The sequence below is a fragment of the Kitasatospora sp. NPDC051164 genome, from assembly GCF_044455625.1.
GTDB lineage: Bacteria > Actinomycetota > Actinomycetes > Streptomycetales > Streptomycetaceae > Kitasatospora.
In genome coordinates this window covers 231793-251732 of record NZ_JBITFB010000015.1, presented here as the reverse complement: position 1 = coordinate 251732, position 19940 = coordinate 231793, and the positions used below count along the sequence as shown (strand labels likewise).

Sequence of the window (19940 nt, the reverse complement as noted above, 5' to 3'; positions counted from 1 at the left end):
TCGACGTCCACATGGTCACCCACGAGTTCACCGGCCGCGGCCGGCTACCCGCGCTCGGCCGCCGCCACTCCCGGCGCCGCACCCTGGTCGGCTACGTGGCGGGCTTCGTACTGCCCTGGCTGCTCACCGCCGTGCTCTCCCAGGCCGACGGCCGGATCAACCTCACCACCGACGCGCTGATCTTCCAGCTCGGCGTGGTCACCGTCGCCCTGCTCGGCGGCGCCATGTCCGCCCTGGTGGCCGCGCTGATCGCCTCGGTCCTGCTGAACTACTACTTCATCCCGCCGATCCACAGCCTGACCATCGGCGAGACCAACAACATCGTCTCCCTGGTGGTCTTCGCCGCCATCGCGCTCACCGTCTCCACCGTGGTCGACCACGCCGGCCGGCTCACCTCCCGGGCCGCCCGCGCCACCGCCGAGGCCGAGACCCTCTCCACCCTGGCCGGCAGCGTGCTGCGCGGCGCCGACGCGCTGCCCGCCCTGCTGGAGAAGTCCCGGACGGCCTTCGGCATGCGGGCGGTCGCCCTGCTCTCCCGGGCCGACGGCGAGGTGCTCGCGCACTGCGCGGGAGAGCACCAGGACGACGACGGCCCGCAGGAGACCACCGAGGTCCCGGTCGGCGCGGACGCCGTCCTGGTACTCACCGGCCGCCGGCTGCCCGCCGCCGACCAGCGCGTCCTCACCGCCTTCGCCGCCCACGTCGCCGCCGCCCTCGAACGCGACCGGCTCGCCGTGGTCGCCGCCGAGGTCGAACCCATCAAGGCCGCCGACCGGATGCGCACCGCCCTGCTCGCCGCCGTCAGCCACGACCTGCGCACCCCGCTAGCCGCCGCCCTGGCCTCGGTCGGCTCGCTGCGCAGCCCCGACGTCGAGTTCTCGCCCGAGGACCAGGCCGAACTCCTCGCCACCGCGGACGAGTCCCTGGTCAAGCTCACCCGGCTGGTCGACAACCTGCTCGACATGAGCCGCCTCCAGGCCGGCGCGCTCACCCTGCACCTCACCGAGACCCACCTGGACGAGATCCTGCCCCGGGCGCTCGACAGTCTCCCCGACCCGTACGCGCCGATCCAGCCGCTGGACCTGGACACGGCCCCGGCGGTGCTCGCCGACCCGCCGCTGCTGGAACGCGTCCTGGCCAACGTGATCACCAACGCGCTGCGGTACAACGCCCCCGGCACGCCAGTCCTGGTCACCGCCAGCCACCACGCCGACCAGGTCGAGCTCCGGGTGATCGACCGCGGCCCCGGCATCGCCCCCGAGGACCGCGACCGGGTCTTCCTGCCCTTCCAGCGCCTCGGCGACACCGACAACACCACCGGCGTCGGCCTCGGGCTTGCTCTCTCCCGCGGCCTCGCCGAGGCCATGGGCGGCAGCCTGGAGGTCGAGGACACCCCCGGCGGCGGCACCACCATGCTGCTCACCCTGCCCGCCGCCACCGCGTATCCCGCCACCGCGCACGCCACCGAGTCCGTCGCCACTGCGCACGCCACCGAGCCCGTCGCCGCCGAGCCCGTTGCCCCTGGGGAGGAGCCACCGTATGAGTGAGATTCTGGTCGTCGACGACGAACCGGCCCTGCTGCGCACCTTACGGATCAACCTGAGCGCCCGGCAGTACGCCGTCCGCACCGCCGCCAGCGGCGGCGAGGCGCTCGACCGCGCCGCCCACTCGCTCCCGGACGCCGTCCTGCTCGACCTCGGCCTGCCCGACCTCGACGGGATGGACGTGCTGCGCGGCCTGCGCACCCACAGCGCGATGCCGATCATCGTGCTCTCCGGCCGCAGCGACGCCGCCGACAAGGTCGGGGCCCTCGACGCGGGCGCCGACGACTACCTCACCAAGCCGTTCCTGATGGACGAACTGCTGGCCCGGCTGCGCGCGGTGCTGCGCCGTCCGCTGGGCGGTGTCCCGCCGGCCCGGCCGGTGATCGGCGACCACACCGTGGACCTCGCGGCCACCGCGGTGAACGGCCCGAACGGCCCGGTGCGGCTCACCCCGACCGAGTGGCGGATCCTCACCCTGCTGCTCGCCAACCCCGGCCGGCTGGTGCCCGGACGGCAGATCCTGCGCGAGGTGTGGGGCCCGGCCCAGGAGGGGCGCGGCAACTACCTGCGGGTCTACCTGGCCGGGCTGCGCCGCAAGCTGGAGCGCGACCCGGCCCGGCCGCGGCACCTGCTCACCGAGCCGGGGATCGGGTACCGGTACGTGCCGTAGCGCGCCCGTTCCGCCGTCCGGGTGTCAACGGGGCGTCAAGAGCGGGCCGCGGGGCGACAGAGGGGCGTCAAGGCCGGTCGGCGGTGGTGCTCCGTGGGCGTAGCGTCGGTGCCGAGGCGAGCGGGACCTGCTCCGTGTGGGGGAGGCCAGGGGCCGCTCACGCCGCCGTCGAAGGACGGCCGGTAGGTGGGGGAGGGGCGCGCGACAAACCGTCGCGCGCCCCTTTTGTGGGTCAGGCCGCCCTCGGAGCCGGTCGCCCCCCGAGTCGCTCGCCCCCGAGCCCCCGGCCCCGACCACCCCTCAGTCCTCCGTGCTCCCGGACTGCCGGGGCAGCGCCAGCGCCACGGTGTCCGCGAACTCCCGTACCGCGCTGGTCCGGCTGACCACCCGGCCGCTGTGCACCACCAGTCGGCTGTGCCCGCCCGCGAGCGCCCCGGCCAGGCTGTCCCCGCGCACCGCCAGCAGCTCCGCGGGGAACCCGGCGTCCACCCGGACCGGCGGCAGCCCGAGCGCCGCCCGGGCCTGGTTCGCCACCGCGTCGTACGCCGCCTCCGGCTCCAACTCCCCGCCCGCCGCCAGCAGATACGCCGCCTCCAGCGGATCCGCCCGGCCGACCGGGTTGGACGGGTCGCGCAGTGCCCCGCTGCCCGCCGCCAGCGGCACCCGGGCCGCCGCCAACTCCCGCAGCAGGCCAGGCCGCAGGCCCGCCGCCCGGCCCTCCAGGCCGGTGCAGCCGCCGTTCTGCGGCAGGCAGACCACCCGCACCCCGCTGGTCGCCAGCACCGTCGACGCGCCGTGGGGCAGCGCGCCGCACGGCCCGAGCGTCACCCGCGGCCGCAGCGGTGCCAGGGCGCCCGCCAGCCGGGCGAGTTGGGCCGCGTCGGCGGCGGTGGTGTGCAGGTCCACCGGGCAGTCCGCCTCCCGGGCGGCCTCCAGCAGCAACTGCACGTACCCGGCCGGGTCCGGGTCCAGCTCCGGGCAGCCGCCGGCCGCCGTGGCGCCCAGTTTGAGCGCCTCGCGCAGCTGTGTCCGGCCGTCCGCGCCGGCCCGGCCGGTGAGCAGCCGGGGCATCGCGACCGCCTGGAGGTCGGCGAGCCCGCGCAGGGCCTGCCGGGCGGTGAGCACTGCCTCCAGCGGGCGCAGCCCGTGCACGTCGCCGATCCGGACGTGGGTGCGCTGGGCGGTGGCGCCGTAGCCGAGCGAGGTGAGCGCGGCCTCGGTGACCCGGCGGGTGAGGTCGGCCGGGGTGTCCGGCGGCGGGGTGGCCAGGGCGGCGGAGAAGGCCGTGTCGTAGTGGGCGTGCGCCTCGGCGGGGGCCGGGAGCAGCAGGTAGCCCTTGAGGTCGATCCGGGCGCCGGTGGTCACGGTGGGCGCGCCGGGCAGAGCGGGCAGCGGGCCGAGGCTGCCGACGGTGCCGACGGCCTGGATCCGGTCGCCGCTGATCCGGACGTCCACCACTCGCCCGTCGGCCAGTCGGGCGCCGGTGAGCAGCAGGACCGGGCCGTGCCCGAGCGGGTTGGCCGCCGGGCCGGGCCCGTGGTGTGGCCCGTCGGCGGCTGCGCTGTCCATCGCCGGCTCCTTCTCGCGCCGGCCCGTACGGTCGGCCAGTCGATTCCGATCAATGAGCGTCGAGCCTATGGCGCGCAGGGGCGGGGAGCCGGGAGGCGGGCAATAGTCGTATCGGGTCGGGCCGCACTCCTCACCGGCCGATCGAACGCCCGACCTTGGATCGCTCGTCCGTGCACCTCGCCCACCTGCGGTCTTCGCCGCGGGATACGGATTTCACCTCCGGGCGCGAAACGTGTAATCTCTTCCTCGTTCGCCCCTATAGCTCAGTCGGTAGAGCGTCTCCATGGTAAGGAGAAGGTCTGCGGTTCGATTCCGCATGGGGGCTCTGGTGAGAAGCGGTCAGTTTCGACTGTGCTGCGGATCACTGTGGCGGTGTAGCTCAGTTGGTAGAGCAAGCGGCTCATAATCGCTGTGTCACCGGTTCAAGTCCGGTCACCGCTACCCCGCGTAGTCGGTCGGGAGATCGCACTCCCGGTCGGCTACTCTTGTCGTGTTCTTATTCGTTGTCCAAGGAAGGCACTCCCGTGGCTGCCACCGATGTCCGCCCGAAGATCACGCTGGCCTGCGTGGAGTGCAAGGAGCGGAACTACATCACCAAGAAGAACCGGCGTAACGACCCGGACCGTCTTGAGATGAAGAAGCACTGCCCCCGCTGCAACTCGCACACCGCGCACCGCGAGACCCGCTGACCTCGTTGTAGGGCATCGGGCCTGTGTGAATCAGGTCTCGACTCCGGGCCGCATCCCTCATGGGGGGTGTGGCCCGGAGTCATTTTCGTATCCGACCGCTTCGTATCCATCCGCGTTCCGAGGAGCTGCCATGGCGCTCGACCCCTCCTTCATCGGGCGTAGTTACCCGCCCACCGAGCCGTACGAGGTCGGCCGGGAGAAGATCCGCGAGTTCGCGATCGCGATCGGCGACGCCAACCCGGCGTACACCGATGCGGAGGCGGCGAAGGCACTGGGCCACCCGGACGTGATCGCCCCGCCGACCTTCCCTTTCGTGGTCACCTACGGCGCGGCCGGCCAGGTGGTCGGGGATCCGGAGCTGGGCCTGGACTTCAACCGGGTCGTGCACGGCGACCAGAAGTTCACCTACACCCGCCCGGTGCGGGCCGGCGACCGGCTCTCGGTCGTGGTGACCATCGACAACATCAAGTCGCTGGCGGGCAACGACGTGCTCACCGTGCGTGGCGAGGTGCTGGACGGGACCGGCGAGCACGTGCTGACGGCGGTCATGACCCTGGTGGCCCGGGCCGCCGACGAGGCGGGGGAGTGAACACGATGGCGATCAGCTACGACGAGGTCGAGGTCGGCACCGAGTTGCCGGCCCAGTCCTTCCCGGTGACCCGCGCCACACTGGTGCGCTACGCGGGCGCCTCGGGTGACTTCAACCCGATCCACTGGAACGAGAAGTTCGCCCTGGAGGTCGGCCTGCCCGACGTCATCGCGCACGGCATGTTCACCATGGCCGAGGCGATCCGGGTGGTCACCGACTGGGTCGGCGACCCGGCCGCGGTGGTCGAGTGCGGCGTGCGGTTCACCCGTCCGGTGCCGGTGCCGAACGACGGGGCCGGGGCGGTGATCGAGGTCTCGGCCAAGGTCGCCAAGAAGCTGGACGACCGCAGGGTGCAGGTCGACCTGCTGGCGACCACGGGCGGGCAGAAGGTCCTCGGGATGTCCCGGGCGATCGTCCGGCTCGGCTGAGACCGGCTGAGACCGGCTGAGACCGGCGGGGTCGACGGGCCGGCCGACCGGGCCGGCCCGAATGATCGGCCCGACTGGTCGGCCGATCAACCGACCTGGCCGTGACCGGGGCCGTACGGCGGAATCCCGGCCGCGGTCGCAGGCCTTGCGTAGATAGTGATTGGCCACTAACTTGAGGGTCATGGCGAGGTCGAGCATGCGGATGAGCGCGGAGGAGCGGCGCGAGAGCGTCGTCCGTGCCGCGATGATCGAGTTCGCCCGGGGTGGCTACCGGGGCACCTCCACCGAGGCGATCGCCCGCCGGGTGGGCGTCTCCCAGCCGTACCTGTTCCGGCTGTTCCCCGGTAAGCAGGCCATCTTCGAGGCGGCCGCCGAGCGCTGCGTCGAGGAGACCTGGCGGGTCTTCGACGAGGCCTCGGCCGGCCTGACCGGCGAGGCGGCCGCCGAGGCGATGTCCGGGGCGTACATGGGCCTGGTCGAGGACCGTGACCAGCTCATGATGCAGATGCAGCTCTACGTCTCGGTGTCCGCGGCCCGGGCGGCCGGCGAGGAGGAGATCGGGGAGAGCGCCCGGCGGCTGTGGGAGGGCCTGTTCGATCGCGTCAGGATCCGGATCGGCGGCGACATGAAGGACGCCACGCGGTTCTTCGCCTACGGGATGCTGATCAACACGCTGGTGGCGCTGGGCTACCCGCAGGACCACCGGATGTGGACCGGCTTCGACGGGTGCGAAGGGGCCGAGTAGGCGGGTCGCGCGGCGGTGTCCGTGCGGCCCCTTTTCGGCCCATGAAAGTTATTGATCAATAACTACCTAGGGAAACCTAGAGAAACCTGGGGGAAGTCATGACGGAGAAACCGGCCCTCGGCAGGACCGCGATCTGGACCCTGGTGATCGTCAGCGCGGCCAGCTTCATGGCCGCCCTGGACAACCTGGTGGTCACCACCGCACTGCCGTCGATCCGCGAGGAACTCGGCGGCGGGCTGTCCGACCTCGAATGGACGGTCAGCGCCTACACCCTGAGCTTCGCCGTGCTGCTGATGTTCGGCGCCGCCCTCGGCGACCGCTTCGGCCGCCGCAGGATGTTCCTGATCGGCCTGGCGATCTTCACCGCCGGCTCCGCCGGGGCCGCGCTCTCCCCGGAGATCGGCGAGCTGATCGCCGCCCGGGCGATCCAGGGCGTCGGCGCCGCGGTGATGATGCCGCTCACCCTCACCCTGCTCACCGCCGCCGTGCCCGAGGCCAAGCGGGGGCTGGCCTTCGGCATCTGGTCGGGCGTCAGCGGCCTCGCCGTCGCCGCCGGACCGCTGATCGGCGGCTCGCTGACCGAGCACTTCTCCTGGCAGTGGATCTTCTGGGTGAACGTCCCGGTCGGACTCGTCCTGCTGCCGCTGGCCTTCCTCCGGCTCGGCGAGAGCCGGGGCGCGGACCGGGCCCTGGACGTGCCCGGCACCGTGCTGGTCAGCCTCGGGATGTTCGGAGTGGTGCTCGGCCTGATCCGCGGCAACCCGGACGGCTGGACCAGCCCGCTGGTCCTCGGCTCCCTGATCGGCGGCGCCGTGCTGCTCGCCGCCTTCGTCTGGTACGAGCAGCGCGTGGCCGCCCACCCGATGCTGCCGATGCGGCTCTTCCGCAGCCGCGCCTTCTCCGCCGTCAACGCCGCCAGCCTGCTGATGTACCTCGGGATGTTCGGCTCGATCTTCCTGATCAGCCAGTACCTCCAGGGGGTCGGCCACTACAGCCCGCAGGAGGCCGGCATCCGGATGCTGCCGTGGACCGCGATGCCGTTGCTGATCTCGCCGATCGCGGGCATCGTCTCCGACCGGATCGGCGGCCGGCCGATCGTGGCCGCCGGGCTGGCGCTCCAGGCCGCCGGCCTGGGGCTGTTCGCCCTGGTCGTCGACGGGAGCACCGGGTACGACTACCTCACGCAGGTCCCCGGCATCGTGATCTGCGGGATCGGCATGTCCCTCTACTTCGGCCCGACCGCCCAACTGGTGATGGCCGGCGTCCGGCCGCAGGAGCAGGGGATCGCCTCCGGCGCCAACAACGCGCTGCGCGAGGTCGGCGGGGCGCTCGGGGTCGCCGTGCTCTCGGCCGTGTTCTCGGCACAGGGCGGCTACCAGTCGGCGCAGGCCTTCGCGGACGGGCTGGTGCCCGCCCTCTACGTCGGCGCGGCGGCCGTCGCGGCCGGAGCACTCGCCGCGGTGCTCATCCCGCGCCGGCGCAAGTCCGCGGCCCCGGCTGCCCCCGGGCAGCCGGTGGCGGACCGGGCCGAGGCCGCCCGCGCCTGAGCCGCTGCCGCCCGAGCGCGGGCCGGTGCGGGGGAAGGGCGGCCGGAGGCGAGCGGGCGATTAGCAGCCCGCCCCGAGCCGAAGGGCGCGCCGGTGTCGAAAGCGAGGAGTGACCAGCGACGAAGGAGCGCCGGAGCGAGGAACGTCGGCACCGGATCCGGAGCGGCCGGAGGCGAGCGGGCGATTGGCAGCCCGCTTTCCCCCCGTACGCTGGTGGGCGTGCTGGTAGAAAACGACGCCCCCCTCGCCCCGCTGACCACGCTCCGGCTCGGCGGGCCGGCCCGCCGCCTGGTGACGGCCCACACCGACGACGAGGTGATCGCCGCCGTCCGCGAGGCCGACGCGGCGGGCGAGCCGCTGCTGGTCCTCGGTGGCGGCTCCAACCTGGTGATCGGCGACGCCGGCTTCTCCGGCACCGTGCTGCGGATCGCCACCACCGGCTTCGTCCTGGACGGCGCCGTGCTGGAGCTGGCCGCCGGCGAGGTGTGGTCGGAGGCGGTCGCCCGGGCGGTGTGCGAGCACGGCCTGGCCGGCATCGAGTTCCTGGCCGGCATCCCCGGCTCGGCCGGCGCCACCCCGGTGCAGAACGTCGGCGCGTACGGCCAGGAGGTCGCCCAGACGATCACCGAGGTGGTCGCGTACGACCGCGCCATCGGCGAGGCGGTCACGCTTTCGAACGCCGAGTGCGCGTTCTCCTACCGGCACAGCCGGTTCAAGGCCGAGCCGGACCGCTACGTGGTGCTGCGGGTCCGGTTCGCCCTGGCGGACCACGCCGGGCTCTCCAGCCCGGTCAAGTACGCCGAGGTGGCCAAGCACTTCGGCGTCGGGCAGGACGAGCGGGTGCCGCTGGCCGAGGCGTTCGAGGCGGTGCTGAAGCTGCGGGCCGGCAAGGGCATGGTGCTGGACCCGGCGGACCACGACACCTGGTCGGCGGGCTCCTTCTTCACCAACCCGGTGCTCACGGCCGCGCAGTACGAGTCCTTCCGCACCCGCCCGGGCGCCGAGAACGCCCCCGCCTACCCGGCCCCGGAGGGCTGCACCAAGACCTCGGCGGCCTGGCTGATCGACAAGGCGGGCTTCGGCAAGGGCTACGGCAGCGGCCCGGCGACCCTCTCCACCAAGCACACCCTGGCGCTCACCAACCGCGGCTCGGCCACCGCCGAGGACCTGCTGGCCCTGGCCCGGGAGATCCGGGACGGGGTCCGCGAGGCCTTCGGGGTGGAGCTGGTGAACGAGCCGGTGATGGTGGGCGTCGCGCTCTAGGCGGTCGAGGTCGAGGCCGAGGTCGCGGCGGCGGTGGCGGGCGCGTCCGCGGGGGCGTGCCCGTTCGCCAGCCAGGCGTCGATGTCCGCCAGCAGCTCCTTGCGGACGGCCTCCGGGGCGACCGAGCCGCGCACCGACTGCCGTGCCAGCTCGGCGAGTTCGGCGTCGCCGAAGCCCAGGACGTCCCGGGCCAGGTCGTACTGGTCGGCCAGCCGGCTGCCGAACAGCAGCGGGTCGTCCGCGCCCAGCGCCAGCGGCACCCCGGCGTCGAAGAGCTTGCGCAGCGGGACCTCCTCGGGGCTCTCGTAGACGCCGAGCGAGACGTTGGAGGACGGGCACACCTCGCAGGTGATCTGCCGGGCCGCCAGCCGCTCCATCAGCCGGGGGTCCTCGGCGGCCCGCACGCCGTGGCCGATCCGGCCGGCGTCCAGGTCGTCCAGGCAGTCCCGGACGGACTCCGGGCCGGCCAGCTCGCCGCCGTGCGGGGCGGCCAGCAGGCCGCCGTTGCGGGCGATCGCGAAGGCCCGGTCGAAGTCCCGGGCGAAGCCGCGGCGCTCGTCGTTGGAGAGGCCGAAGCCGACCACCCCGTGGTCGGCGTAGCGGACGGCCAGCCGGGCCAGCGTCCGGGCGTCCATCGGGGACTTCATCCGGTTGGCCGCGACCAGCACCCGGATGCCCACCCCGGTGGCCCGGGCGGCGTTCTCCACCGCGTCCAGGATCAGCTCCAGCGCGGGGATCAGTCCGCCCAGCCGGGGCGCGTACGAGGTCGGGTCGACCTGGATCTCCAGCCAGCGGGAGCCATCCCGCCGCTCGTCCTGCGCGGTCTCCAGGACCAGCCGGCGGATGTCCGCCTCGTCCCGCAGTACCGAGCGGGCGGTGTCGTAGAGGCGCTGGAAGCGGAACCAGCCGCGCTCGTCGGTGGCCCGCAGTTTCGGCGGCTCACCGGAGCTGAGCGCCTCCGGCAGCCGGACGCCGTGCTTGTCGGCCAGCTCCAGCAGCGTGGCGGGGCGCATCGAGCCGGTGAAGTGCAGGTGCAGGTGGGCCTTCGGGAGGCCCCTGACGTCTCGCGGGTTCAACAGGCGTTCCATTCACCGATACTGCCGTATGGGACCCCCAAACGGGAACCGCCCTCTTTCCCTCCCCCGAAGGGGTGAAAGAGGGCGGTGTGCCGGGTGAATCCCGAATGTCGGGCCGACGTCAGTCGCGGGCCTCGCCGAGCAGCTTCTGGATCCGCCTGACACCCTCGGCCAGGTCGGCGTCGCCGAGCGCGTAGGAGAGCCGCAGGTAGCCGGGGGTGCCGAAGGCCTCGCCAGGGACGACCGCGACCTCGGCCTCGTCCAGGATCAGGGTCGCCAGCTCGCCGGAGGTCTGCGGGCGCATGCCGCGGATCTCCTTGCCCAGCAGGCCCTTCACCGACGGGTAGACGTAGAAGGCGCCCTCGGGCTCGGGGCAGTAGACGCCCTCGATCTCGTTGAGCATCCGCACGATCGTCTTGCGGCGGCGGTCGAAGGCGGTGCGCATCTCGGCGACGGCGTCCAGGTCGCCGGCGACGGCGGCCAGGGCGGCGCGCTGCGCGACGTTGGAGACGTTCGAGGTGGCGTGCGACTGCAGGTTGGTCGCGGCCTTGATGACGTCCGTGGGGCCGATCACCCAGCCCACCCGCCAGCCGGTCATCGCGTAGGTCTTGGCGACACCGTTGACGACGACGCACTTGTCGGCCAGCTCGGGCAGCAGGGTCGGCAGCGAGGTGAAGGTGGCGTCGCCGTACACCAGGTGCTCGTAGATCTCGTCGGTGAGCACCCACAGGCCGTGCTCCAGCGCCCAGCGGCCGATCGCCTCGGCCTCGGCCTCGGTGTACACCGCGCCGGTCGGGTTGGACGGCGAGACGAACAGCACCACCTTGGTGTTCTCGGTGCGGGCGGCCTCCAGCTGCTCGACCGAGACCTTGTAGCCGGTGGTCTCGTCGGACACGACCTCCACCGGGACACCGCCGGCCAGCTGGACCGACTCGGGGTAGGTGGTCCAGTACGGGGCCGGGATGATGACCTCGTCGCCCGGGTCCAGGATCGCCGCGAAGGCCTCGTAGATCGCCTGCTTGCCGCCGTTGGTGACCAGTACCTGGGAGGCGTCCACCTCGTAGCCGGAGTCGCGCAGCGTCTTGGCGGCGATCGCGGCCTTCAGCTCGGGCAGGCCACCCGCCGGCGTGTACCGGTGGTTCTTCGGGTCGCGGCAGGCTTCGACGGCCGCCTCGACGATGTAGTCCGGCGTCGGGAAGTCGGGCTCGCCGGCACCGAAGCCGATGACCGGGCGGCCGGCGGCCTTGAGGGCCTTGGCCTTGGCGTCCACGGCGAGGGTCGCGGACTCGGCGATCGCGCCGATCCGGGCGGAGACCCGGCGGTCGGCGGGGCGAATGGACTGGTCGGGCTGCGGGGTGGAAGCGCTCATGCCTGCATCGTCGCAGAACCGGGACGGACCGGGCATCGAGGTTCCAGTATCCGTACGGCTCCGTCCGCATCGCGGCGCCCGACGATCCGTCGGCGGGCGCCCCGTCGGACCGGACATCCGCCGGGCGATCGGTCCTCCCGGAAGAAGAGGTTCGACCAAACACCCCTCGACCACGTACACTCGCTCCTCGACGGCCCGCCGAAAAAGACCGGAGCTTTCACCGTCTGTGCAGACAGCGGGGAGAGATGCGGTAGGTTGGTCGCCACCGGAGCCGCGAGGCACCGTAGGGCAATAGCTCAATTGGTAGAGCACCGGTCTCCAAAACCGGCGGTTGGGGGTTCGAGTCCCTCTTGCCCTGCTGCTTGATCCGTTGTCAGCCCGTTCGCTCCACAGAGCGAGCGGGCTTGATGCGGAGATGGCACCGATCAGCACCGCTAAGCCGGCCGGTCGCGCTCCATCGGGTGCGCGGCGACGGATTCGGCAGGACCCGGATTCAGGTGAGGACGAGTGACGGAGACCACGGGCTCCACCGCAACGCCTGAGAGCGGCAACCCCGAGGGTGCCGACGGCGCTGCCGAGACCACGCCTGCCGAGGGCGAGGAGAAGGCGCTCTCGCGCCGCGACCGCAAGCGGGCCAACCGCTCCGGCGACAAGAAGTCCGGTAAGCGGGCCAAGAAGGGCCTGTTCGCCCGTATGGGGCTGTTCTACCGCCAGATCATCGCCGAACTGCGCAAGGTCGTCTGGCCCACCCGGAGCGAGCTCACCAACTACACCACCGTCGTGGTCGTGTTCGTCGTGGTCGTGATGGCCTTCGTGGCCGGCCTGGACTACGGCTTCTCCAAGATGAGCCTCTGGATCTTCGGCTGACGCGGCCGACCACCTTCGAAACAGCTTTCCGACCCGGGCCGACCTTCGGCCCGGGTCGAGCTGTCTGCGGCGGACGTACGCGCCATTACCGTTGACTCGGTACTGTTGAAGTCTCCGAGACCTCTCCAGGCGCCCGCGCGAGCGGCAGCGTGCCGGGTCGGGTTTCGGAGCGCGCCACCTTCACCATCTCCAGGAAAGAAGCAGCCACCGTGTCTGAGTCCCCCCTGTACGACGCCGACGAGACCGTCCGCGAGGCGGATGTCGCCGCCGAGCTGGACGCGGCCGAGCTGGCTGACGACGCAGAGTCCGCCGAGCAGATCGTGGACGCCGCGGACAGCGACGAGGACGAGGTCGAGGCGTACGACGAGGCCGAGGCCGGTGAGCCCGCCGAGGAGGCCGCGCTGCACGTGGAGGGCGACGTCGAGGCCGCCGCCGACGAGGTCGAGGCCGGCGAGGCCGAGGCTGAGGCTGACGAGGTCGAGGCTGACGAGGCCGCCGCCGAGGAGGCTGAGGAGGCCGAGGAGGTCGACCCGGTCGCCAAGTTCCGCGAGGACCTGCGCTTCATGCCGGGCGAGTGGTACGTGATCCACACCTACGCGGGCTACGAGAACCGGGTGAAGCAGAACCTGGAGCAGCGCGCCGTCTCGCTGAACGTCGAGGAGTACATCTTCCAGGCCGAGGTGCCGCAGGAAGAGGTCGTCCAGATCAAGAACGGCGACCGCAAGACCATCCGCCAGAACAAGCTCCCCGGCTACGTCCTGGTGCGCATGGACCTCACCCCGGAGTCCTGGGGCGTCGTGCGCAACACCCCGGGTGTCACCGGCTTCGTCGGCAACGCCTACGACCCGTACCCGCTGACCCTGGACGAGGTCGTCAAGATGCTCGCCCCGGACGTCGAGCGCCAGGCGGCCAAGGAGGCCGGCAAGCCCTCGCCGATCAAGCCGAGCGAGATCCAGGTGCTGGACTTCGAGGTCGGCGACTCGGTCACCGTCACCGACGGTCCGTTCGCGACCCTGCAGGCGACCATCAACGAGATCAACCCCGACTCGAAGAAGGTCAAGGGCCTGGTCGAGATCTTCGGCCGGGAGACCCCGGTCGAGCTCTCCTTCGACCAGATCCAGAAGAACTAGTCATACGGTCTTCGGATCCGGGGTGGGGCCGAGCGCCCTGCCCCGGATCCGTTTTGGTCCAGCGGCGCGAACGCGTTAGCCTGGTTCGATGTGTGTGCTCCCGGCCGGGTGTCGCCCCGGTTCCGCACGCACCAGCAATCACCTCTCGGAAGGACCCGGAGAGACATGCCTCCCAAGAAGAAGAAGGTCACGGGGCTTATCAAGCTCCAGATCAACGCCGGTGCGGCCAACCCGGCGCCGCCGGTCGGCCCCGCGCTGGGCCAGCACGGCGTCAACATCATGGAGTTCTGCAAGGCCTACAACGCTGCGACCGAGTCGCAGCGCGGCATGATCGTGCCGGTGGAGATCACGGTCTACGAGGACCGTTCCTTCACCTTCATCACGAAGACGCCGCCGGCCGCGCGCCTCATCCTGAAGGCCGCGGGTGTCGAGAAGGGCTCCAGCGAGCCGCACAAGACCAAGGTCGCGAAGCTCACCAGCGCCCAGGTCCGCGACATCGCCACCACCAAGATGCCCGACCTGAACGCCAACGACCTGGACGCCGCGGAGAAGATCATCGCCGGCACCGCCCGGTCGATGGGCATCACCGTCGAGGGCTGAAACCCTTCTCGTCCCTTGTGGTAGGGCCCGCGCAGGCCCGTGACACCACAACTCCCATCACCATTCAGGAGCAGCTATGAAGCGCAGCAAGGCCCTGAAGGCCGCGGACGCCCAGGTCGACCGCGAGCGCCTTTACGCCCCCCTCGAGGCCGTCCGCCTCGCCAAGGCGACCAGCACCACCAAGTTCGACGGCACCGTCGAGGTCGCCATGCGTCTGGGCGTCGACCCGCGCAAGGCCGACCAGATGGTCCGCAGCACCGTGATCCTCCCGCACGGCACCGGTAAGACCGCTCGGGTCCTGGTCTTCGCGACCGGCGAGCGTGCCGAGGCCGCGCGTGCTGCGGGTGCCGACATCGTCGGTTCCGACGAGCTCATCGACGAGGTTGCCAAGGGCCGCCTCGACTTCGACGCCGTCGTCGCCACCCCGGACCTCATGGGCAAGGTCGGCCGCCTCGGCCGCGTGCTCGGTCCCCGTGGTCTGATGCCGAACCCGAAGACCGGCACCGTGACCCCGGACGTGGCCAAGGCCGTGAACGAGATCAAGGGCGGCAAGATCGAGTTCCGCGTCGACAAGCACTCGAACCTGCACTTCATCATCGGTAAGGCCTCCTTCACCGACGAGCAGCTGGTCGAGAACTACGCCGCCGCGCTGGACGAGGTGCTCCGCGCCAAGCCGTCCGCCGCCAAGGGCCGCTACATCAAGAAGACCGCGTTCTCGACCACCATGGGCCCCGGCATCCAGGTGGACCCGAACCGCACCCGCAACCTCCTCACCGAGGAGGACCCGGCCGCGGTCTGAGCCCCAGTGCTCTAGAGCAGTCCGTACGGCGGGCCCGTACCCCCTTCACCGGGGGTGCGGGCCCGTCGTCGTTTCCGGGGCCGCCGTCGGTTCCGGGGCTGTGGTCTTAGGGGAGCCGGGGCCGCGATCGGAACGGTTGCGGGATCGGGACCGGCTCGGATGGGAACGAATGCCCGAGACGTCGTACGCTCTGCCGGTCAGATCATGTGGAGAGCCTGTGACCGACGGAGTGTCCCGTGCCGACAGCCCCCCGCTCCGCCGCCCTGGTGGCGGCCCTCCTGCTGCTCGGCGCCTGCACCGGCTGCAGCCTGCTGGCCGCCCCGGACACCCGGAGGCCCGGCACCCCCGCGGCCGTGCCGCCCAAGCAGGTGGTACTCTCGGCCGCGCAGGCACTGGACGACGCCGGCGGCGCCCGGATCGAGGTGGTACGGGAGGGCCCGGCCGGCCGGCGCACCGCGAGCGGCACCCTGGTCTGGGGCCCCCGGGACGAGGCCGAGCTGACTGTCACCGACGAGGCGGGCACCGGGCAGCTGGCGCTGCGCAACGGTGCGGTCGACCTCGCGTACCAGGGCGGTGCGGCCAAGCACGCCGACCGGGCCGGCGCCGAGTCGCTGGACCCGACGGCCGGCCCTGATCCGGACGGCTACGCGGGAGGCTGGACGACCGCGCTGATCACCGGACCGGGCAGCCGCGCGTACGCGATCGCCCAGCACGTCGCACTCGGCTCGCTCGGTGGCGAGCAACTGGACGGAATGACCGCCGCGCACTACCAGGGCTCCGTGTCGGTGGACGAATTCTTCGGCAAGGACGAGGAGTTGAGCCCGCAGCGGCGGACCGCGACGGTCGACTGGTACCGGCAGCAGGGGGTGACGGCGATCGGTTTCGACGTCTGGGTCGGACCAGGCGAGCGGCTGCTGAGGCTGCGTGAGACGGTGCGGGGCAGTGCCGGAACCACCGTGACCACCACGGATGTCCCCTCCTCCGGAACGGAAGACGCGACGCCTACCGCGGGCGGCTGACGGGAGGGGACATCCGGTGCGTGGCGGCTCGGGCCATCCGTTAGAGTCCGCCTGGGAAAAGTCCTGAGAAGACCTGAATATCAGCTCTTCCATGGATCGAATCGGACCTCACGGGGGTACTCCATGCGCGCTGTGCGCCTCGCCTCGGCCGTCGCGACGACGGCCGTCCTGCTCGGTGCGGTCACCGCCTGCAGCAGTGGCAGCAAGGGCGGCAACGACGCCAAGAGCGGTGACGCCAAGGGCGGCGACCCGATCGCGGCGGCGCTGACCGGAGACCCGAAGGCGGCGCTGGCCGCCTCCGCACTGGTCATGCAGAAGGCCGGCAACGGCAAGGTCACCATGATCGCCCCGGACGACGCCAAGGGCGGCGGCTCCGGTGACGCCGACTGGAAGGACCCGGCCAAGGCCGCCGCGGACCTGACCGGCGACATGGGGGGCAAGAAGCTCAGTTTCCGGGTGATCGGGGCGGACGCCTACCTCGGCGGCGGCGACGCGGCCGCGGCCCTGGGCGGCAAGCACTGGGTCAAGCTGCCCGCCGGCAACGAGGCCGGTGACGGCTTCGTGGCAGCGGGCCAGATGCTGAACCCGGTCGTCGTGCTCACCGTCGCGGCCCAGGGCGGCAAGCTGTCCAAGGTCGGCCAGGAGAGCCTGGGCGGCGTCCAGACCACCCACCTGCGGGCGGTCGAGGACACCTCCGTCCTGGTGGCCGGGATGTCGGCGCTCCCCGAGGACCAGCGCAAGGCCGTCCAGAAGACGCTGGAGGAGGACGGCAAGACCCTCACCTTCGACTTCTGGCTCAACGGCAAGCAGGAGCTCGTCCAGTACCAGGAGTACGGCGACACGAACGGCCAGAAGCAGGCCGTCACCGTCAAGTACTCGGACCTCGGCAAGGCCTCCGCGATCACGGCGCCCGCCGCCGCCGACCTCGGCGACGCGACCGACCTGCTCAAGCTGCTCGGCTGATCCGGCCGGGCCGGTGAACCGGAGCCCGTGGGGCTCCACCCGCACGACCGGCTACCGCCCCGGGCGCACCTCGCGCCCGGGGGTTCTCAAGGGGGGAACCATGGCTGGAACCCGCAAGACCGCCGTCGCCGTCGTCCTTGCCGCTGTGGCACTGACCGCGACCGCCTGCAACGACAGCAACGGCGACGGCAGGAACGCCGCCCCGGCCGCGCCGACCACGGCCGGCGCGCAGGCTGCCGCGCCGTCGTCCGCAGCCTCGTCGGAGGCCGCCTCGAAGCCGACCAAGGTGACGCCGGCGGTCTACCTGGAGCAGGTCACCCAGAAGACCGGCGCGGCCAAGTCGGCGAAGATCGACGAGGTGATCACGGTGGGCGCGGTCACCATCAAGGGCAAGGGTGCGGTCGGCTGGTCCGACGGCCTCGAAGCCGACCTGACGATGGACCTGTCGGGCTCGCCGATGGCCAAGGTCCTGGAGCCGGTGACCGGCGGGCCCAGCGTGCGGTACCTGTACACCAAGGACGCGATGTACATGCGCCTGGGCGGACAGATGGTCCAGAGCGGTGGGGGCCCGCACTGGGTGCGCTTCGACAAGGCCGACATGGCCAAGGCGACCGGCGGCTCGACCGACCAGCTCCAGAACGCGGACCCGGTGCAGGGCGTCCGGACGCTGATCGCCAGTGGCAAGGTCGCGGAGGTCGGTCCGGAAACGGTGAACGGCAAGGCCACCACCCACTACTCGGGCACGCTCAGCGTCGCCGACATGGCCAAGGCGAGTGGTCAGGGAGTGACCGCGGACCAGCTCGACCAGATCAAGCAGAAGCTGACCGGGGCCGGCATCACCAGCGACCAGGTCGACGTCTGGGTCGACGCCGACCAGCTCGTGGTCAAGCGGACCGAGCGGTCCGAGACCAAGGCCGGCCCGCTGAACGTCTCCGTGACGTACTCGGACTACGGGACCCCGGTCATCGCGTCCGAGCCGGCCGACTTCATCGACTTCGGCGACCTGGACCAGTACATGAAGGACGACGCCACCAGCTGACCCGGGCGGACGGGGAGCCGACGCCGTCGGCTCCCCGTTCCGCGTCCCGACTCGGCCGACCCGGTGGATCCGCCCGGGCCGCGCGGCCCGACGAGGGGGCCGCCACCGGCCGGGCCTGCGGCGGGTGGCATGGTGGCCGGAGGAGGGCCGCCGTCGGACGGGGGCCGGGCGAGGAAGGAACGGACGTGGCGGGACGGCAGCGGTTGGCGGCGGTGGCCGTCGTCGCCCTGCTGGCGAGCGGGCTGAGCGGATGCGGCGGGGGAGACGACGCGCGCGCGACGCCGTCCGGCAGCCCGAGCACGACCAGCGCCTCGCCGGCCGGCGCCTCCTCGACCGGGCCGGCCAAGCCGACCGACCGCTCGCCGCACGGGGTGCTGCTCTCCGCCCAGCTGGCCATGCAGACCGCCCGCCGGGCCAAGGTCAGCTACCGGCTCGGCGCGGATGCCGGATCCGGCCCGCTGTTCTGGCAGCCCAAGACGGCACTGCAGGTCAAACGCTCCACCCCGGGCGACGCCGAGCAGCTGATCGTCGTGGACACCGTCGCCTACCAGGGCGGCGACGCCGCCACCGCGGCCCGGCACGGCGGCAGGCACTGGGAGCGCTTCACCGTCCCGCCGGACCCGGACGGCCACAAGGAGATCCCCTACGCCGGGCTGATCGACCTGCTGAACCCGGTCGAGGCGCTGGCCGCGGCCACCGCCGACGGGACGGACGCCGCCTTCGTCGGCGAGGAGAAGTACGAGGACTCGACCGTCGAGCACTACCGGGTCACCACCACCGCCGAGAAGTACGCGGCCGCCCAGACCCAGCTGACCCAGGCCCGCCGGGACGGCCTGCGGGCCGCGCTCGCGCCCGGCGGCTCACTCTCGCTCACCCTGGACCTCTGGCTCAACGACAAGGACCAGCTGGTCCGGATCCAGCGCACCGGAAACGGGGACAGCGGCCGGGCGGACGACTCGGTGCTCTACACCGACCTCGCCGGGGCCCTGCTCTCGGCGCAGGCGCCTGCCGAGACGGACACCGTGGACACCGGCGTCCGGATGGTCTCCCCACTGGCCCGCTGAGCCCCGGGACGGGCGGGGTCCGGGCGATTTGCCCCGGACGGCGCGGTGCCGTTACTGTTACCGAAGCCAAAGACCGCTGGTTGTCGCCGCGCCCCGTCAGGGAGCCGGCGGCCGAAGGATCTGCGATTCGTCGCAGGCAGCCCGCGCAGGTGTGTCTGGAGCTTCGACTTCCGGGTACCGCGCTCGCGTGGACGCCCGTCGAGGTCGTCACGAGCCCCGTGCGCCTGCGCACCGGGGCTCCTTGCATTTCGCAGGAGCTTTCCTTCCGTCCGGTCGGTCCGCGGCGACCTAGGTCGACTTTCGCGGTCGGCCCGACTTCGACATCACGGAAGGAGGCGTAAGCCTATGGCCAGGCCCGACAAGGCTGCTGCCGTTGCCGAGATCACGGACAAGTTCCGTGGCTCCTCCGCGGCGCTGCTGACCGAGTACCGCGGTCTCTCGGTGAAGCAGGTCAAGACCCTGCGTCGCTCGCTCGGCGACAACGCCGAGTACGCCGTGGTGAAGAACACGCTGACCAAGATCGCGGCCAATGAGGTCGGGATCACGGAGCTCGACGACCTGTTCAACGGTCCGACGGCTGTTGCCTTCGTCACCGGTGACCCGGTGGAGTCGGCGAAGGCTCTGCGTGACTTCGCCAAGGAGAACCCCGCTCTCATCATCAAGGGCGGTGTCCTTGACGGTAAGGCGCTGTCCGCCGATGAGATCAAGAAGCTCGCGGACCTCGAGTCCCGCGAGGTGCTGCTCGCCAAGCTGGCGGGTGCCCTGAAGGCCAAGCAGTCCCAGGCTGCCGCGCTCTTCCAGGCCCTGCCGTCGAAGCTCGTCCGCACCGTGGACGCGCTGCGCGACAAGGTCGAGCAGGGCGGTGCCGGTACGCCGGCTCCCGCCGCCGAGGACGCTGCCGCCGAGTAGTTCGGCAGGCTCACGCCTCGCTGCGGGCCCGTGCCCGCCAAACCCGTACATACGGCACCAC

At 71.9% G+C, this 19940-nt stretch carries 20 protein-coding genes and 3 tRNA genes; 20 read left to right on the top strand and 3 right to left on the bottom strand.

What is annotated here, in order from left to right; all coding sequences use genetic code 11:
- Together ACIBEC_RS23790 and ACIBEC_RS23785 are read left to right on the top strand one after the other, a co-directional pair.
- The coding region (locus ACIBEC_RS23790; protein ID WP_360494862.1) for an ATP-binding protein at positions 1 to 1547 on the top strand (1547 nt) is incomplete at its 5' end.
- Positions 1540 to 2214 carry a response regulator gene (locus tag ACIBEC_RS23785; RefSeq protein WP_360494865.1) on the top strand — a complete coding sequence of 225 codons (675 nt, stop codon included), beginning with the start codon at positions 1540 to 1542 and terminating at the stop codon, positions 2212 to 2214. The genes ACIBEC_RS23790 and ACIBEC_RS23785, both read left to right, overlap by 8 nt.
- 300 nt (positions 2215 to 2514) lie before the next feature.
- On the opposite strand, the gene ACIBEC_RS23780 is transcribed toward ACIBEC_RS23785, so the two are convergent.
- Positions 2515 to 3783: a hydrolase gene (locus ACIBEC_RS23780; protein ID WP_360494868.1), complete on the bottom strand. Its 1269-nt coding sequence runs from the start codon at positions 3781 to 3783 to the stop codon at positions 2515 to 2517.
- Positions 3784 to 4035: 252 nt separating this feature from the next.
- On the opposite strand from ACIBEC_RS23780, the gene ACIBEC_RS23775 reads away from it, so the two are divergent.
- The 8 genes from ACIBEC_RS23775 to ACIBEC_RS23740 all read left to right on the top strand — a co-directional run bounded on the left by ACIBEC_RS23775 (position 4036) and on the right by ACIBEC_RS23740 (position 9044).
- Positions 4036 to 4108, top strand: a tRNA-Thr gene (locus ACIBEC_RS23775).
- A 43-nt stretch (positions 4109 to 4151) separates the two neighbouring features.
- A tRNA-Met gene (locus ACIBEC_RS23770) sits at positions 4152 to 4224 on the top strand.
- Positions 4225 to 4307: 83 nt separating this feature from the next.
- Positions 4308 to 4472, top strand: coding sequence for a 50S ribosomal protein L33 (rpmG, locus tag ACIBEC_RS23765; protein ID WP_006604855.1), 165 nt, complete (start codon positions 4308 to 4310; stop codon positions 4470 to 4472).
- Between the two features lie 130 nt (positions 4473 to 4602).
- Positions 4603 to 5061, top strand: coding sequence for a MaoC family dehydratase N-terminal domain-containing protein (locus tag ACIBEC_RS23760; RefSeq protein ID WP_360494871.1), 459 nt, complete (start codon positions 4603 to 4605; stop codon positions 5059 to 5061).
- 5 nt (positions 5062 to 5066) lie between these two features.
- Entirely contained in the window at positions 5067 to 5489 is a 423-nt protein-coding gene (locus ACIBEC_RS23755; RefSeq protein WP_360494874.1) for a MaoC family dehydratase, read from the top strand.
- 181 nt (positions 5490 to 5670) lie between these two features.
- Complete coding sequence (locus ACIBEC_RS23750; protein ID WP_360494877.1) at positions 5671 to 6234, top strand: helix-turn-helix domain-containing protein; 564 nt, start codon at positions 5671 to 5673, stop codon at positions 6232 to 6234.
- A gap of 98 nt (positions 6235 to 6332) precedes the next feature.
- The gene (locus ACIBEC_RS23745; RefSeq protein WP_360494880.1) at positions 6333 to 7781 is read left to right on the top strand and encodes an MFS transporter; all 1449 of its coding nucleotides are present in this window, start codon (positions 6333 to 6335) and stop codon (positions 7779 to 7781) included.
- Between the two features lie 213 nt (positions 7782 to 7994).
- Complete coding sequence (locus ACIBEC_RS23740) at positions 7995 to 9044, top strand: UDP-N-acetylmuramate dehydrogenase (protein ID WP_396288781.1); 1050 nt, start codon at positions 7995 to 7997, stop codon at positions 9042 to 9044.
- On the opposite strand, the gene ACIBEC_RS23735 is transcribed toward ACIBEC_RS23740, so the two are convergent.
- Both ACIBEC_RS23735 and ACIBEC_RS23730 read right to left on the bottom strand, forming a co-directional pair.
- Positions 9041 to 10132, bottom strand: a complete 1092-nt coding sequence (locus ACIBEC_RS23735; RefSeq protein WP_360494886.1) for an adenosine deaminase — start codon at positions 10130 to 10132, stop codon at positions 9041 to 9043. The genes ACIBEC_RS23740 and ACIBEC_RS23735 overlap by 4 nt on opposite strands.
- Positions 10133 to 10241: 109 nt before the next feature.
- Entirely contained in the window at positions 10242 to 11489 is a 1248-nt protein-coding gene (locus ACIBEC_RS23730; RefSeq protein WP_360494889.1) for a pyridoxal phosphate-dependent aminotransferase, read from the bottom strand.
- Between the two features lie 285 nt (positions 11490 to 11774).
- Here ACIBEC_RS23730 and ACIBEC_RS23725 point away from each other — a divergent pair.
- From ACIBEC_RS23725 to rplJ, 10 genes are all read left to right on the top strand, one after another.
- A tRNA-Trp gene (locus ACIBEC_RS23725) sits at positions 11775 to 11847 on the top strand.
- Between the two features lie 149 nt (positions 11848 to 11996).
- Positions 11997 to 12356, top strand: a complete 360-nt coding sequence (gene secE / locus ACIBEC_RS23720; protein ID WP_360494892.1) for a preprotein translocase subunit SecE — start codon at positions 11997 to 11999, stop codon at positions 12354 to 12356.
- Positions 12357 to 12565: 209 nt separating this feature from the next.
- Positions 12566 to 13486 (top strand): transcription termination/antitermination protein NusG, encoded by a 921-nt coding sequence (nusG, locus tag ACIBEC_RS23715; protein WP_360494895.1) that lies wholly within the window; start codon positions 12566 to 12568, stop codon positions 13484 to 13486.
- Positions 13487 to 13651: 165 nt separating this feature from the next.
- Positions 13652 to 14086 carry a 50S ribosomal protein L11 gene (gene rplK / locus ACIBEC_RS23710; protein WP_360494898.1) on the top strand — a complete coding sequence of 145 codons (435 nt, stop codon included), beginning with the start codon at positions 13652 to 13654 and terminating at the stop codon, positions 14084 to 14086.
- A 76-nt stretch (positions 14087 to 14162) separates the two neighbouring features.
- Complete coding sequence (gene rplA, locus ACIBEC_RS23705; RefSeq protein WP_360494901.1) at positions 14163 to 14885, top strand: 50S ribosomal protein L1; 723 nt, start codon at positions 14163 to 14165, stop codon at positions 14883 to 14885.
- 236 nt (positions 14886 to 15121) lie between these two features.
- Positions 15122 to 15904: a hypothetical protein gene (locus tag ACIBEC_RS23700; protein ID WP_360494903.1), complete on the top strand. Its 783-nt coding sequence runs from the start codon at positions 15122 to 15124 to the stop codon at positions 15902 to 15904.
- Between the two features lie 123 nt (positions 15905 to 16027).
- On the top strand, positions 16028 to 16867 hold the full coding sequence (locus ACIBEC_RS23695) for a hypothetical protein (protein WP_360494906.1): 840 nt from the start codon (positions 16028 to 16030) through the stop codon (positions 16865 to 16867).
- A 100-nt stretch (positions 16868 to 16967) separates the two neighbouring features.
- On the top strand, positions 16968 to 17906 hold the full coding sequence (locus tag ACIBEC_RS23690; protein WP_360494909.1) for a hypothetical protein: 939 nt from the start codon (positions 16968 to 16970) through the stop codon (positions 17904 to 17906).
- 185 nt (positions 17907 to 18091) lie between these two features.
- The gene (locus ACIBEC_RS23685; RefSeq protein ID WP_360494912.1) at positions 18092 to 18970 is read left to right on the top strand and encodes a hypothetical protein; all 879 of its coding nucleotides are present in this window, start codon (positions 18092 to 18094) and stop codon (positions 18968 to 18970) included.
- Positions 18971 to 19315: 345 nt separating this feature from the next.
- On the top strand, positions 19316 to 19879 hold the full coding sequence (rplJ, locus tag ACIBEC_RS23680) for a 50S ribosomal protein L10 (protein WP_045693068.1): 564 nt from the start codon (positions 19316 to 19318) through the stop codon (positions 19877 to 19879).
- Positions 19880 to 19940 lie beyond the last annotated feature (61 nt).

What these genes read in the sequence shown, in the direction of transcription:
- ACIBEC_RS23785 (WP_360494865.1), top strand. Translation starts at nt 1,540, where the DNA reads ATGAGTGAGATTCTGGTCGTCGACGACGAACCGGCCCTGCTGCGCACC.
- ACIBEC_RS23780 (WP_360494868.1), bottom strand. Translation starts at nt 3,783, where the DNA reads ATGGACAGCGCAGCCGCCGACGGGCCACACCACGGGCCCGGCCCGGCG.
- ACIBEC_RS23760 (WP_360494871.1), top strand. Translation starts at nt 4,603, where the DNA reads ATGGCGCTCGACCCCTCCTTCATCGGGCGTAGTTACCCGCCCACCGAG.
- ACIBEC_RS23755 (WP_360494874.1), top strand. Translation starts at nt 5,067, where the DNA reads ATGGCGATCAGCTACGACGAGGTCGAGGTCGGCACCGAGTTGCCGGCC.
- ACIBEC_RS23750 (WP_360494877.1), top strand. Translation starts at nt 5,671, where the DNA reads ATGGCGAGGTCGAGCATGCGGATGAGCGCGGAGGAGCGGCGCGAGAGC.
- ACIBEC_RS23745 (WP_360494880.1), top strand. Translation starts at nt 6,333, where the DNA reads ATGACGGAGAAACCGGCCCTCGGCAGGACCGCGATCTGGACCCTGGTG.
- ACIBEC_RS23735 (WP_360494886.1), bottom strand. Translation starts at nt 10,132, where the DNA reads ATGGAACGCCTGTTGAACCCGCGAGACGTCAGGGGCCTCCCGAAGGCC.
- ACIBEC_RS23730 (WP_360494889.1), bottom strand. Translation starts at nt 11,489, where the DNA reads ATGAGCGCTTCCACCCCGCAGCCCGACCAGTCCATTCGCCCCGCCGAC.
- rplK (WP_360494898.1), top strand. Translation starts at nt 13,652, where the DNA reads ATGCCTCCCAAGAAGAAGAAGGTCACGGGGCTTATCAAGCTCCAGATC.
- rplA (WP_360494901.1), top strand. Translation starts at nt 14,163, where the DNA reads ATGAAGCGCAGCAAGGCCCTGAAGGCCGCGGACGCCCAGGTCGACCGC.
- ACIBEC_RS23695 (WP_360494906.1), top strand. Translation starts at nt 16,028, where the DNA reads ATGCGCGCTGTGCGCCTCGCCTCGGCCGTCGCGACGACGGCCGTCCTG.
- ACIBEC_RS23690 (WP_360494909.1), top strand. Translation starts at nt 16,968, where the DNA reads ATGGCTGGAACCCGCAAGACCGCCGTCGCCGTCGTCCTTGCCGCTGTG.
- rplJ (WP_045693068.1), top strand. Translation starts at nt 19,316, where the DNA reads ATGGCCAGGCCCGACAAGGCTGCTGCCGTTGCCGAGATCACGGACAAG.